At 61.2% G+C, this 14,059-nt stretch carries 8 protein-coding genes and 1 pseudogene; 2 read left to right on the forward strand and 7 right to left on the reverse strand.

What is annotated here, in order from left to right:
• Positions 1-86 precede the first annotated feature (86 nt).
• Complete coding sequence (locus KW841_RS22885) at positions 87-3,902, reverse strand: S-layer family protein (RefSeq protein WP_218479878.1); 3,816 nt, start codon at positions 3,900-3,902, stop codon at positions 87-89.
• 811 nt (positions 3,903-4,713) lie between these two features.
• Between KW841_RS22885 and KW841_RS22890 the strand changes: the two genes are divergently transcribed.
• The gene (locus tag KW841_RS22890; RefSeq protein WP_218479879.1) at positions 4,714-5,268 is read left to right on the forward strand and encodes a YdeI/OmpD-associated family protein; all 555 of its coding nucleotides are present in this window, start codon (positions 4,714-4,716) and stop codon (positions 5,266-5,268) included.
• A gap of 158 nt (positions 5,269-5,426) precedes the next feature.
• Here KW841_RS22890 and KW841_RS22895 read toward each other — a convergent pair whose 3' ends face one another.
• Positions 5,427-6,965, reverse strand: coding sequence for a DUF1254 domain-containing protein (locus KW841_RS22895; RefSeq protein ID WP_218479880.1), 1,539 nt, complete (start codon positions 6,963-6,965; stop codon positions 5,427-5,429).
• A 22-nt stretch (positions 6,966-6,987) separates the two neighbouring features.
• Complete coding sequence (locus tag KW841_RS22900) at positions 6,988-8,502, reverse strand: DUF1254 domain-containing protein (protein ID WP_218479881.1); 1,515 nt, start codon at positions 8,500-8,502, stop codon at positions 6,988-6,990.
• Between the two features lie 335 nt (positions 8,503-8,837).
• Between KW841_RS22900 and KW841_RS22905 the strand changes: the two are divergent.
• Positions 8,838-9,110, forward strand: a pseudogene (locus KW841_RS22905) (tyrosine-type recombinase/integrase); the annotation flags it as partial.
• Between the two features lie 413 nt (positions 9,111-9,523).
• On the opposite strand, the gene KW841_RS22910 reads toward KW841_RS22905, so the two are convergent.
• Genes KW841_RS22910 through KW841_RS22925 form a run of 4 tightly spaced genes read right to left on the reverse strand, consistent with a single transcriptional unit; the run spans position 9,524 to position 13,765 of the window.
• Positions 9,524-10,720, reverse strand: a complete 1,197-nt coding sequence (locus KW841_RS22910) for an ABC transporter permease (protein ID WP_218479882.1) — start codon at positions 10,718-10,720, stop codon at positions 9,524-9,526.
• A complete protein-coding gene (locus KW841_RS22915; protein WP_218479883.1) occupies positions 10,720-11,931 on the reverse strand; it encodes an ABC transporter permease in 1,212 nt (403 codons plus the stop codon). Before KW841_RS22915 ends, KW841_RS22910 begins: the two co-directional genes overlap by 1 nt.
• Complete coding sequence (locus tag KW841_RS22920; RefSeq protein ID WP_218479884.1) at positions 11,931-12,617, reverse strand: ABC transporter ATP-binding protein; 687 nt, start codon at positions 12,615-12,617, stop codon at positions 11,931-11,933. The genes KW841_RS22915 and KW841_RS22920 overlap by 1 nt, the downstream gene beginning before the upstream one ends.
• On the reverse strand, positions 12,614-13,765 hold the full coding sequence (locus KW841_RS22925; RefSeq protein WP_218479885.1) for an efflux RND transporter periplasmic adaptor subunit: 1,152 nt from the start codon (positions 13,763-13,765) through the stop codon (positions 12,614-12,616). The genes KW841_RS22920 and KW841_RS22925 overlap by 4 nt, the downstream gene beginning before the upstream one ends.
• Positions 13,766-14,059 lie beyond the last annotated feature (294 nt).

Raw genomic sequence — 14,059 nt, forward strand, 5'->3', positions numbered from 1 at the left:
ATCGGCCAAAAGGAAACAGTCAGATGTGTCTGGAAAATCAAGGGTGGTTCGCTACGCGCCACCCTGTCAGATGCCAGATTCGCCAGTTAAAGTATAAAGTCCGCTGTGGTCGCGCTGTTGAGACCGACTATCTGGATGGCGAACTCGGCGGCGCTGTCGGCATCGGTATTGCCGTAGAGCACGCCCGCTGAAACTTTCAACTGGCCGCCCGCACTGAAGGCTGCGGTACTGCCGATGATCGAGGTGAAGGCTTCATTGGTGGCTGTCGCCGTGTTGGCATCGAGCGTCGACAGGTCAATCTTGTCGGCTCCGCGGACGAAGTCGCTGATGATGTCCCAGGTGGAACTGGTCAGCCCCGTTTCAGTGAGGGCATTGAAATCGAAGATGTCGTTGCCGGCGCCGCCGGTGAGAACATCCTTGCCCATCCCGCCGATCAGGATGTCATTGCCGACGCCGCCGTTTAGTTGGTTGGCGGCGGCGTTGCCCGTGAGCTTGTCGTTGTAGTTGGAACCGGTGAGGTTTTCCATGCCCAGCAGGGTGTCGGTGCCTGAGCCGCCGGTGGCCTGGGCCGTGGTCAAGGCCAGGCTGGCGGTGACGGCGCTGCCGGCATAGAGGTAGGAGGCGGTGTCGACGCCGGTGCTGCCATTGAGCACGTTGTTGCCGGCCCCGGCATAGAGGGTGTTGTTGAGGCTGTTGCCTGACAAGGCAGCGTCCCCGGTGGCGAGGACCCGACCGTATTCGACATTGGCGCCGAGGGTGTAGGCGCTGAGAAAACTGTAGACCGTGTCGCTGCCGCCTGTGCTGGCCGTTACATTGGTTTCGGTAACGACGTCGCCACTGTTGTCGACGTAGTAGAGGTCAGACCCATCGCCGCCCGTCATCCTGTCAACGCCTGCGCCGCCATCCAGAACGTCATTGCCCGCCCCACCGTCGATGGTATCGTTACCGCTGCCACCGTTCAGCACGTTAGCCGCGGCGTTGCCCGTGAGCGTGTCGTTGTAGTTGGAGCCGGTGAGGTTTTCGATGGCGATCAGGGTGTCTAAGCCCGAGCCGCCGGTGGCCTGGGCCGTGGTCACGGCGAGGCTGACGCTGACGGCACTGCCGGCATAGAGCCAGAACGCCGTGTCGACGCCGGTGCCGCCATCGAGGACGTTGTTGCCAGCCCCGGCATAGAGGATGTTGTTGAGGGCGTTGCCCGTCAGGGCGGCGACCCCGGTGGCGAGGAGGCGACCGGTCTCGACATTGTCGCTGAGCGTGTAGGCGCCGAGAGAGCTGTAGACCATGTCGCTGCCGCCGGTGCTGGCCGTGGCATTGGTTTCAACCACGACGTCGCTGGCGTTGTCGACATAGTAGATGTCGGAGCCATCACCGCCCGTCATCCCGTCGGCGCCAGTGCCTCCATTCAAAACGTCATTGCCCGCACCACCGTCGAGCGTATCGTTTTCGGCACCACCGCTCAGCAGGTTGGCGGCGGCGTTGCCCGTCAGCCTGTCGATGTAGTTGGAGCCGGTGAGGTTTTCGATAGCAATCAGAGTGTCGGCGCCTGATCCGCCGGTGGCCTGGGCCGTGGTCACGGCCAGGCTGACGGTGATTGCGCCGGTGGCATAGAGGTAGGAGGCGGTGTCGACGCCGGTGCCACCATTGAGGACGTTGTTGCCGACCCCGGCATAGAGGGTGTTGTCGAGGCCGTTACCCGTCAGGCCGGCGATCCCGGTGGCGAGGACGCGCCCGCTCTCGACATTGGCACCGAGGGTGTAGGCGTTGAGAAAACTGTAGACCGTGTCGCTGCCGCCGGTGCTGACCGTGGCATTGGTTTCAACCACGACGTCAGCCGCGTTGTCGACGTAGTAGATGTCAGAACCTTCATCACCCGTCATCCTGTCGACGCCTGCGCCGCCATTCAAAAAGTCATTGCCGGCACCGCCGTAGAGGTGGTTGGTGGCGGCGTTACCGGTCAGCGTGTTGGCGAGATCGTTACCGGTGCCTGTGAGCGCCGCGCTGCCCGTGAGGGTCAGGTTCTCCTGGTAGTTGCCGAGGATGCGGCTGACGCTGGAAATGACAGTGTCGACGCCGCCGCTGGCGAAGGTTTCGCTGACCACGTCGCTGGCATGGTCGACGTAGTAAATGTCATTGCCCAGGCCGCCGCTCATCACATCGGCGCCGGCACCGCCATTGAGCGTATTGGCGGCGGCGTTACCGGTCAGCGTGTTGGCGAGGCCGTTACCGGTGCCATTGATCGTTGAAGTCCCTGTAAGCGTCAGGTTTTCCAGGTTGGCCCCCAGCACCCAGCTCACAGCCGACTTGACCGTGTCAGTGCCGGCACCCAGCTCTTCACGAAGTTGAATCAGGCTGTCGCCCACTGCATAAGTATCATTGCCAGTGCCCCCGGCCAGCAGCATGTTGCCCTGACCGTTCAGCGTGTCATCAGCGCTCCCGCCAGTGACCTCCAGCCGTACCGCGGTTCCATCCGCACTGAAGCGCTGGACATGGACGCCGTCATTGACATGACTGGACTGTCCTATGGACATCCAGGTCACTGCCCAGCCGCCGTCTGCCAGAGACGTGACCTTGGCGGAAACCTGTGAGCCGTCGGTGGTGGTGTTGACCAGCGTTTCGCCACCGACAGCTTGGCCCGCTGCGTTGTAGCGCTGGGCATAGATAGCCATCACACTGCCATCCTGTTCGCCACCCGCTTCCCAGGTCACCACCCAGCCGCCATCAGCCAATGCCGTTACATCGGAGAAACTCTGTGACTGAGTGGCATAGTGAGGGCTGTTTATGACGAGGGTTTCACCGCCGACCGCCTCACCATTGGCGTTATAGCGCTGGAAGTAGATATCGCTACCATTGGCAGGTACGCTGAAGGATGACCAGCTCACCAGCCAGCCACCATCGTTCAAGGCCGTTACCGCAGGAATGTACTGGTCATTCAGCGTATTGGTGTTTACCTGCGTTTCGCTGCCTACCCTGTTACCTGTTGCATCGTAACGCTGGGCATAGATATCGAAGCGGCTTTCGCCTGGGTGAGTCGCATGCCAGGTCACCAGCCAGCCACCGTCCTTCAGGGCTGTCACGTCAGAGCTGTAGTGTACGATCTGATTATCCCCGGTCGTCGTGTTGACCTGGGTTTCCCCCCCCACAGCCATGCCCGCTGCGTCATAGCGTTGGGCCTCGATCGTGAAGTTATTGCCAGCGACGTCCCGCGACATCCATACCACCACCCAACCACCATCACCCAATGCTGTAACAGCCGGGCTGTTCTGGCTCTCGGTCGTGTGGGTATTGACGCGCCATTGATCGCCCATGGGATCACCAGCCTCGCTGAAACGCCGGGCATAGATGTCGCCACTGTCGAGTTCCCTCAGATAGGTGTACCAGGTAACCACCCAGCCACCGTCAGCCAGCCCTGCGATATCGGAATATCCCTGAGCGTATTGCGAAGGGGCGACTGTAATCTCATCGCCCACCTTCTCGCCTGCTGCACTGTATCGTTGGATTAAAATATCGTTCCCATTGACTGGATCACTGGACTCTAGGGACACCAGCCATCCACCGTCGGCCAGCCCGGTAATGGAGATACTGTCCTGAGTCATCGGCGCAAGCGTACTGACCCGGCTTTCACCGCCAGCCTTGACGCTCAGAATCCTGTCGGCGAATTGCAGGCTCTCGATATTGCGCAGGTAATCGGTACCCTCATCGCCACCAACGACATTCAGGTCGGTGACCGTCAGTTGGCCGTTGCTCCACCCAAAGCGGTAGTCGCCAGCGTTGCCCGTATAGATAACCGTATCCTGACCCGCACCCCCGTCGAGAATGTCATCCCCCGCCAGGCCGGTAATGCTGTCGGCCTCACTTGTCCCCAATAGAACATCGTTGCTCGTAGTGCCTGTTATCACGGCCATGTGGGATTTTTTTCCTTTATTCGGGGCCGCAGATGGCAACCCACGCGACGGAGTTGTTATTTGTCACCAGTAACAGGCGAGGCGAAACCGCCGGGCAGGTCATCGAAATTCGTCATCGGTGTCGCCGTAGCGAGCCCGCTTGCAACCTTCTACTGCCCGGCCGCACAGATAGTGGCACTCATTGTATATAGCCATTTGCCACTTCGCTTGTCCGGTCGTCGCCTCACTCACTCGGGCAAGCAGATCAGGACAGAACAGTGGGTGACATACTTCCCAAAATGGACTCCAGTGGCATTACCAGTTCTCGACAGCGGTCGTTACTTGGCATACGCAAGGCATAGCCCGCAGACAAAATGCGAGAAGGATTCAGGGGGAAACAAGGGTGTCCGCTTGACGATCACGAATGACTGCATCAGTCGACTGCGGCCTTTCGCGACAGGCACCGATCGGCCGATTCTGTTGAAAAAGTCGGTTTTTTCAGGCTGGCCCCATGCTGACCGCTGAAAACGCTTTTTTAGCACGTCGCAACGCAAAATCTGAGCCCCGATTCCTCTGCTCAAAGTAAAGATTTTAATCTCACGCGCGTACTTTTCTGCCGAGGAAACTATGGCCGACTTTTTCAACAGAATCGGCCAGAAGCAGTCACTGGACAGACTAGTGGCTAATAGGTAGCGTCGGCCTTCTGTACTGATCTTTACCGTGGCTGGGCTTGGCATCATCAATGTCGCGTTTTTCTCAGGGCTAAGTCGCGTTTAAATCCGAAGGTGACGCCGCGAGAGAGTAGTCAGGCGTATGAGTTGGAGGAGTTGCGATGACAACAATCGATGTGAAATCCCGATTTGAAGCAAAGCTTCTTCGTCCGGCTAAGCCGGGTAATGATGCGTCGTGGGCGTTCGTAGTACTGCCAAGAGACGCGAGTGAACAGCTTCCGAGGCGAGGAAGGACGACAGTTGAAGGCACAATCAATGGGCACCCTTTCCAGGCGACCCTTGAGCCGGATGGTCAGCTGAGCCATTGGCTGCAGGTCAGTAGAGAGTTACTCGAAGCCGCAGGCATGGCCGTTGGGGATGTCGTTACACTAGAGCTAACCCCTGTGAAGAAAGAACCCGAGCCAGACATCCCAGCCGATTTTCAGGAGGCTCTGGAAGCCACTCCTGAGGCTCGTAAGGTTTGGAACAATACGACGACCATCGCACGAGTAGACTGGATACATTGGATTACTTCAGCCAAGCAACTTAAGACGCGCGCAAAACGAATTGGTGATGCTTGCGATATGCTTGCATCCGGCAAGAAGCAGGTTTGCTGTTTCGACCAATCCGGCTACTACAGCAAGGCCTTCCGTGCGCCCGAGGGTGAAATTCTTTAAATGGAGCATTCCGTGGAATGCGCCTGACAATGCGTTGTGGCCCTTCGCGACGGGCAGAAATCGGCCAGAAATTGCCGCTCAAGGGTCTCGGCTTAAGGCCTCCCTCGTTGGTGATCTCATCCGCATTATGTTTACCTCCCGAGATCGGCAGGCCAACGTCACTTCACCTTCTCGATGTCACCGGGCTTCCAGCTTTTATCGATGGCGGCTTCCTTCGGGCCGTAGAGTCGGATGATGGCGAAATAACCTTTGCCTGGCACAGTGGCGAGCCAGTTGGCTTGCTTGCCTTCGGGTACTTTGGGTCCGAGGTAGAGGTCGGTGCTGCCGTCGGCGTTCTGCACCGGCTTGTCACGCGAACCGAGCGAGGGGAACGGCTGGCCGTTGTCGAGACCGGAGGCATTGGCGGCATCGTAAAGCGTCACCGACCAGAACAAAGCGGCAGGAATGTTGGCCGGCAGGCTCAGGTGATAGCTGGTGTCACCCGACAAGGGCGTGCCCCCGCTGTCGGTGAAACTGATCATGTATTTGGCACCCTTGCCTGGGGTTTGGGACATCATTCCCGGGCTTATCGAGTAGTAGTTGGTGAACATCCAGATTCGAGCATCGAGGGCCAGGTACGGATAGGCTCCGGCGACATTTTCCCAACTGTCATTCTTCGACCCGCCCGGATTCGCGGGAGTACCGTCGGCGAAAGGATTAAGCCACTGGCGGTCTGGATAGACTCTATACGAGAGACCATTCGCCTTGTCCGAAAAGCCAATGACACGGCTCATTTCGTAGCCGGTCCTGGCGGCCCGATCGAGGATCTCGCGTGTTCTCGCATCAGGATTGAACGGTTGCCCCTTGACGATGCCGATCGCCGCCAGCATGCCGAGCCAATCGGGACCGGCGAGGTTGGCGCCTTCACTGTCCACAAGCAGCTTGAGCTGATCGAAGGCATTGCCGTCGCTGCTCGGCAGCATGTTGACCGGGACGCCGGAGGCATCTGGGTATGTCATCGGTTTCGCCCCGGCCGCGCCGTTCAGTGGATATATCTTTGTCTGTTCAAGATGCGTAACCGCCGGCGTCAGATTCTTCGGGTCTTTATAGAACCCGCGCAGAAAGACAAAGACATTGTTTGTGGCAGAGCGGTACACGTAATAGCCGTCCGGCACTTCGCCCTTGTAGCCGGGTGGCAAGAGGAGAAACTTGCCGCCCTTTCCCTCATCCGGTCCAAACAGACCAACGTCACCGAAGAACTTGCCACCATCGACCGGGATGGGACGCTGCCAGACATCCAGCAGGATGCCTTGCAACTCAGGCGGCGCTTCCATCACCATCGGTCCATCCCTTCCCAAGTCGATGTAGCTCATCGCGTAGAGGACATCGGAGTTGGGGGTCGTCACCAGGGTCTTGGCATCAAGTCTGCGCTTCCAGATCGGCAAGACGTTGTAGCCGGCGCCGAATGTCTTTTCCGAGCCCACCTGCATGCCGAGGGTGTTGATCAAAGGCAGCGCCCAGAGATACGTCTGCGTCGCCCGTTGAAAAAGCAATTCGTCGCGTAGTATCTGCGCGGCCTCCTGTGTGGGTCGGCCTTGCGTGAACGGCAGGTCGGCGAGTTTATTGAAGCTGGCTTCCTGAGCGCAGGCCTGCGTTGCCAATTCGCTCATGACTAACGCGCTCACGAGCGCAGCGGCGATCGAGTTCTTCGGATTCATGGTTGCGTCCTCTGCCGTTAGATCACTTCACCGTCGCGATGGCCGGTGGCTGCCACGTGCCGTCGAGTATGGCTTTGTCGGCCCAATAGGCACGGATGTAGAGCGAGAATGGGCCGCTGGGGGCCGGCAGCCAATTGCTTTCCTTGTCCTTGCCGGGTGTCATAGCGCCGGCATAGAGCGTCAGCGACCCGTCCGGGTTGTATTTGAGATTCTTGTTCTTCGTGCCCAGCGAATTGCGCTTTAGCGCGTTGGGATGAAACAGGTGGACGTCGTTGTATAGCGTGAGCGACCAGAAGCCCTTGACCGGTGGCAGCTGGCCCTTGCCAAAGGTGATGGCATAGGTGTTGTTTCCGTTGAGTTGCTCGCCCTGGCTATCGTTGTCCGTGTAGATGTATTTCGTCTCTTCCGGGCGGTTGTCGTACATGTTCGACTTGGCGGAGGCGGTCCGGTTGAGGTAGTCGGTTCCCCATTGGGCATTGTTCACCGGCGAATTCCAACCATTGCCGGCGGCACGACCGTTGTTGCTCCACCGCAGGAACGGCGAAATCATCTCGTGCTCAGCCGCGACAGCGGTTGCCTTGAGCGTCTGCATGATTTCCGGGTCCTTGGCGGCTGCGTCCAGCACACTGCCGATCCAGTTGTAGAGGGCTTCCTCGCCTGGCAGCGGCGGCACGCTTTTCATCACCGCAGGTAGTTCGTCGAAGAAGGTTTGCGGGTTCACCCACGAGGCCTCCCCTTTGCCGGTGGTCTTCGGCGTGGGGAAATGCGGTAGCTTGCTCCAGTCCTTGGATTTCATCTTGCCGTCGAACTCCGACAACGGGTAGTAGACGATCTGGCTGATCACCGGCTGGACGGCTTTTTGGTCCTCAGCGCTGTCATCGATGAAGATACGCGGAACGACAAAGGCCAGCGACGTGGAGGAGCGCACCACTGCCGTAATGCCGGCTGGAGTTTCGCCCTTCCAGTTTGGGCCGACCATCATGTAGAAGCCGGGTTTGGTGCCGTAGGCCTTACCGATCTCGGAAAATTCGTCGGTGCGCGCGTCATAGTGGGCGTAGACCCAGAAACGATCACCGAAATCCGGGACCTGGAAGACGATGGGCTCTTTGTCCAGCGTCATGAAGCCGGCGCCGTACGCGACATCCTGATTGGGGCAAGCGATGAAGGTCTGGTCCGGGCTGATGTACCCGGTCAACATTGCGTTCCGGTTGAATGCGATCGGTATCACGCCGCCCATCAAGCCGGGTTCGGGGGCCTTTGAAAAAGCGTTGCCGCGGTTGGCCATGTTGACCAGCGGCCAGCCCCACAGGTAGGCCATGCGCCCCACCGATTGCACGTAGGCCGTGGTCATGGCGGTGCCGCTCGCCGGGCCGGGAACTTCGCTGGCGGTTGTAGGGATCGCCACCTGCTGCGCCTGAGCGTTACCCGCCAGCATCAGGAAGGCTGCCCCGACGCCCAGTAAAACGGTTAAGGATCGACGATCAGTTTCCTTGACCCGATAATTTCCTCGGCTGGCAGCGCAAGATTCAGTCGACATGTTCAACCTCCAAACTCCGTGAATACGTGAATGGATGCCGAAAAACATGCGGAAAAGAAGGGGTCAAACTTTGTGGCGACTGGACCCCTGCGACAGCACCGCGGCGGCACGCCGTTTGATTGTAGCAGCCCAAAATTAGACCGCTTGGGCTGCTCGGCCAGCGCACCACGGGTGCAGCCGCTACCGTTCGCCTCGGGCCTGTCTATGGCTCAACTGCCCCCTCATTCGTTGACTGACTGCTTTCGGCGCTATCGCTCAAGATTTCGAGGGGCAGCTGTGGGTCGAATAGCGACCACCAGCCATTGTGACTGATCCATCCTTGTTCTCCCCTCAACGTGTTCCCGAGCCCGTTGCACGCCTCGGACCATCTTTCCACTAGGCAATACGTTCGAATAGTTAAAGCTTGGGTGACAGCCATTGGCCTTGATCCAACCATGTACGGAACCCACACGCTAAGGAGAACCAAGGCTTCGTTGATCTATCGCAGGACGAAGAACCTGAGAGCAGTTCAACTACTGCTTGGTCATACGAAGCTTGAAAGCACTGTCAGATACCTGGGAATCGAGGTCGATGATGCCCTGGAAATGGCGGAACAAACGGAAGTCTGATTATCCATAGTGACGGTCGATGCTTGACCGTCGCTATCCGACCCTAAGCGATCACCCGAAACAATGATCAACGTAAACCCGTAGGAATGTATCCTCTACGGACACTCTGAATTCCGAGGACTTGCTGCCGGAGTTTTGCACTCGGTTTTTGCCGCCGCCACCCCATTAAAATCACCGGCCCAGCGCCTAATGCCAGTCAGTTAAGCGTTTGATCACCGCAAACCTTGTGGGAGCGAGCTTGCTCGCGATGACGGCTGGACAGTCAAACAAGGGGTGCCTGACCGTCTGCCATCGCGAGCAAGCTCGCTCCCACAATGTCCGGGGCTTAACTGATCGGCATTAGGCCCAGCGCCGGCGTTTTCGTTATCGTCACCCAGCGTACAGCCAACCCGTCAGGCTCATTGGCCTGGCCGCTATTCACTGCGCAGAGCCGCCACCGGATGCAGGCGGGCCGCCCGCAGTGCCGGCGCCAGGCCGGCGAGAATGCCGAGCACCGCCGCCAGCAGCAGTGCCAGCAGCAGAAACAGCGGCTGCAGCGCCAAGGGCAGGCTCGGCATGGCCAGGTGCAGTAGCCCGAGCAGCAGGCCCATCAACAGCAAGCCCAGCAAACCACCAGCCAGGGACAGCAGCGTCGCTTCGGCGAGAAACAGCCCGAGCACTTGCCGCGGACTGGCACCAATCGCCCGCAACAGGCCGATTTCCGCCGTACGCTCGCCCACAGTGGTGGTCATGATGGTAAGAATGCCGACGGCGCCGACCAACAGGGAAATGCCCCCCAAGGCACCGATGGCCAGGCTCAGGGTGCCGAGAACGCGGTTGAAGCCGCGCAGCATGTCGTCCTGGGTGCTCAGGCTGAAGTCCTCCTCGCCGTGCCGTTCGCCGAGCACCTGGCGAATCTGCTGACTCAACGCCCGCGAAGTGGTGCCGGCGCCGAACACCACATGGACTTTGACCACCCCGGTGCGGTTGAACAGGCTTTCGGCCCAATCCACCGGGATGTAGGCGATATCGTCGAGGTTGAAGCCGAGCAACTGGCCCTTCTGCGCCATCACGCCGATCACCCGGAAACGCACGCCGCCGACGCGGACCAACTCGCCCAGCGGATTGCGTGCACCGAACAGCTCGACACGCAGCTGATGGCCGAGCACCACATAGGGCGGCGAACGACCGTCACGGGCCACGGGCAGGAACTCGCCCAGGCTCAGCTGCATGCGCCAGGCCTGCGCCAGCTGATGGCCGCCACCGAGAATGTCGCTGCGCCGGCTCAGTTGACCGAACTGGATATCACCGCTGCCCGGAATGATCGGCACCGCCGCCTCGACATGCGGCAAGCGCCGCAGGGCGTCGGTATCACTGATGGTCAGTGGCCGTACGCTGCCGAGCAGACCGCCGAGGCCGCTGGTCTGGGTCTTGCCCGGGCGCACGGTGATGATCCGCGTACCAAACTGCGAGAAGTTCTCCAGCACATAGCCGCGCACGCCTTCGCCTATGGCCGTGAGCAGCGCCACGGCGGCTATCCCGATCGCTATCCCGAGCAGGGTCAGCAGGCTGCGCAAGGGGCGACAGATCAGCGCCGAGCTGGTCAGCCGGAAACCATCTTGCCAGCGCATCAGTGCGCTCCCGGCGGGCGTAGCGCCGCCACCGGCTCCAGCGCCGAGGCCCGAGCGGCCGGCAGCCAGGCGAACAGCAGCGCCGTGACGAGTGCCAGCAGCACCGCGCTAGCGCGCGCCCACCAGGGCGCATAGAGCGGCAGATCGAACGCCAGGCGCCCCAGCCAGAGCAAGGTTTCGGCCAGCAGCAGCCCCGCCAGCGCCCCCGCCAGGGCGAGCAGCGCCGACTCGCCGAGGAACAACAGGCGCAGCTGCGCCGCCGTCACACCGATGGCTTTGAGCAGGCCGATCTCGGCGCTGCGCTGGCTCACTGCAATCCAGGTCACGTTCATGATCAGGATGCCTGCCACCAGCAGGCTGATCGCGGCAATCCCGGCCACCGCCAGGGTCAGCACCGTGAGTATCTCGTCGAAGGCGCTGAGCAGGCTGTCCTGGCTGATCAGGGTGATGTCTTCCTCACCCTCGTGGCGCTCCTTGAGCGCGGCGAGTATCTGCCGCTTGCTGCGCTCGAGAAAGCTAGGTCCACGCACCTCGACAAACACCCGCAACAACCCCTCGCGATTGAACAAGGCCTGGGCACTGGCCACCGGGATGATCAACATTTCGGCGAAATCCATCCCCAGGGATTCGCCCCGCTCACTGAGGATACCGACCACCCGGAAGCGCCGGTCGCCGGCGCGCAACCATTCACCCAGGGCCGGGCGCGCACCGAATAGCTCGCGCCGGAGTTTGCCGCCGATCACGCAGACGGCCTCGGCCTGCTCAGGGTCCAGCGCCGGCAGGGGCTGGCCCTGAACGACCGTCAGTTGGCGAATGGCGAAGAAGTCCCGGGTGGTGCCCAGGGTCAGCACCTCACGATTGCGGTTACCGACTATCACCTCCATCTGCCCGGCCTGCATCGGCGCCACCCGGCGGATGCCCGGCAACCGGGTGATGACCTGTACGTCCTGCAAGGTCAACTCGTGCGGCGTCAGGCCGGTGAGCGGCGGCATGCGCCCGGTGGTTTCCTTGCGGCCCGGGAAAACGATCAGGATGTCGCGCCCGAGCACCGAGAACTCGTTCAGGACGAAGGCCCGCGCGCCCGCACCGAGACCGGTGAGCAGATTGACCGCCACCACCCCGATAGCGATGGCCAGCAGCAGCATCAGGCTGCGCGAGCGATGCCCACGCAAGGCGCCGAGCCAGAAGGCCAGGGCATCGGCGGCGCGCATCAGGCCAGCGCCTGCTGCGACGCAGCACTGTGGATCCGCCCGTCACGCATGTGCAACTGGCGCTGCGCGCGGGCGCCCAGGCTGACGTCGTGAGTCACCACTATCAGGGTCAACCCCTCGTCGTTGAGCTCCTCCAGCAGGCTGAAGACTTCGGCGCCGGCCTGGCTATCGAGATTGCCGGTGGGCTCGTCGGCCAACAACAGCGCCGGTTGCATGACCATCGCCCGGGCAATGGCGACGCGCTGGCGTTGACCGCCGGACAGCTCGCCCGGGCGGTGGGCAATGCGATCGCCCAGCCCCAGGCGCTCCACCAATTGGCTGCTGCGCTTGTGCCGTTGCGCCGTGCCGATGCCGGCGAGGACCATCGGCAGCTCGATGTTTTCCAGCACCGTCAGCCGTGCGATCAGGTGGTAGGACTGGAACACGAAACCTATCAGTTGGCTGCGCAATTGGGCGCGCCGCGCCTCGCTCAGCGTCGCCGTGGCCTCGCCCTGCAGCCAGTACTCGCCGGCGCTCGGCGCATCAAGTAAACCGAGGATGTTCAGCAGGGTCGACTTGCCCGAGCCCGACGGGCCCATCACCGCCATGTAGTCACCGGCGGCGATGTCCAGATCCAGGCCGTCCAGCCCCATCACCTGCTGCTCGCCCAACTGGAAGCTGCGGCTGCCGCCGCGCAGGCGGATCATTGCCTGGTCTCCGTCGCATCCACCGGGATCACCGACACGGTGTCCTTGAGCCCTTCCTGCTCGAGGCTGGCGACTATGCGCGCGTTCTCGTCCAGCCCTGCGAGCACCTCGGTCCAGCGCCAATTGCTCAACCCGGTTTGCACCGCCACCTCGCGCAACACCCGGGCGCTGGGGTCATAGCGCAGCACGCGCTGCCCCTCCAGCAGGGTCTCGGTGGGGATGCGCAAAGCACGTTCGCGCTGCTCCAGGAGGATCTCGACATCGGCGCTATAGCCGGTGAGCAGGACCAGATTGGCCGGCGGCTGGTCGAAGCGCACCTCGACATCAACGGTGCGCGCCTGCTTCTCCAGTTCACGCACATAGGGCGCGATGCGGCTGACGCGGCCAGCGAATTGCTGGCCACGGAAGGCATCCAGGGTGATCCGCACCGCGGTTCCGGGGCGAACCCGGGCAGCGTCCACTTCATCGATCGGCGCCTCGACATACAGGCAGCTGTCGTCGATCAGGTCGACTGCCGGCGGCGTGGGAATGCCCGGCGGCGAAGGGGTGACGAACTCGCCGAGTTCGCCGTTGATTTCTGCGACTATGCCGGCGAATGGCGCACGCAGGGTCGTCTGCTCCAGCAGTGAACGCTGCAACTGCAGGCTGGCGTCGGCCTCGCGGATCAGCACGTTACTGGCATTGCACATCAGCTTCGCCAGGTTAGCCTTGGTCTCGGCCTGATCGAGGCGATCGGCGGCAACCAGCTTGCGGTCGGCCAACTGGCCCAGGCGATCGAGGTCGCGCCGGTCCAGATGAGCCTGCTGGCAGCGCTGTTCGCGGGCGTTGCGTTGGGCCTCCAGCCGCGCCTCGGCCTCCTGCAACCGGGCCTGCTGCTCGTCCTGCCGCAAGCGCATGAGCACCTGACCCGCCTGGACCCGCTGGCCCTCGGCGATCAGCAACTCGGCAACCTGGCCGCCGACATTGAAGGACAGATGCGAGCGCCGACAGGACTTCAGCGTACCCGCGCGGGTGTTGGCCACCAGCGTCTCCACCGGCCCGCGCTCAACCTCCAGCAGCCTGACCGGCAACGGCTGTGGTCGACTCAACCAGCCGCCCAGCACCACCAGACAGACCAGCATCGACGAGCCAATCAATAATCTGCGCATGGACTTCACCTCCTCCCCACATGGCTTGAGCCTAGGTCAGGAGGGTAAAAGAACAACGCGAAACGTCATTTATCCGACGCTTTTCAGACGAGCGTCAGACGAGCGCCAGATAAATGGCGAATGAGATTTATTTCTCTCGCATCGACTATTCGCCAATCATGCCAACTCAATAGAAACCCTTGCCGCCGCGACGCTGCGACGCTGCGACGTCGAAATATCTCCGCAAACTGTGCCACGCTTTGCCTATACCCGAATGTCTTCAAGCGGCCAGGAGCGGTCATTCCAGTCCTGTTT

This window comes from Pseudomonas sp. PDM28 (assembly GCF_019219115.1).
Lineage (GTDB): Bacteria > Pseudomonadota > Gammaproteobacteria > Pseudomonadales > Pseudomonadaceae > Aquipseudomonas > Aquipseudomonas laurylsulfatiphila.

Bases quoted from the DNA above. Each gene is read 5' to 3' on its own strand.
- KW841_RS22885 (WP_218479878.1), bottom strand. From the start codon at position 3,902: ATGGCCGTGATAACAGGCACTACGAGCAACGATGTTCTATTGGGGACA.
- KW841_RS22890 (WP_218479879.1), top strand. From the start codon at position 4,714: ATGACAACAATCGATGTGAAATCCCGATTTGAAGCAAAGCTTCTTCGT.
- KW841_RS22895 (WP_218479880.1), bottom strand. From the start codon at position 6,965: ATGAATCCGAAGAACTCGATCGCCGCTGCGCTCGTGAGCGCGTTAGTC.
- KW841_RS22900 (WP_218479881.1), bottom strand. From the start codon at position 8,502: ATGTCGACTGAATCTTGCGCTGCCAGCCGAGGAAATTATCGGGTCAAG.
- KW841_RS22910 (WP_218479882.1), bottom strand. From the start codon at position 10,720: ATGCGCTGGCAAGATGGTTTCCGGCTGACCAGCTCGGCGCTGATCTGT.
- KW841_RS22915 (WP_218479883.1), bottom strand. From the start codon at position 11,931: ATGCGCGCCGCCGATGCCCTGGCCTTCTGGCTCGGCGCCTTGCGTGGG.
- KW841_RS22920 (WP_218479884.1), bottom strand. From the start codon at position 12,617: ATGATCCGCCTGCGCGGCGGCAGCCGCAGCTTCCAGTTGGGCGAGCAG.
- KW841_RS22925 (WP_218479885.1), bottom strand. From the start codon at position 13,765: ATGCGCAGATTATTGATTGGCTCGTCGATGCTGGTCTGTCTGGTGGTG.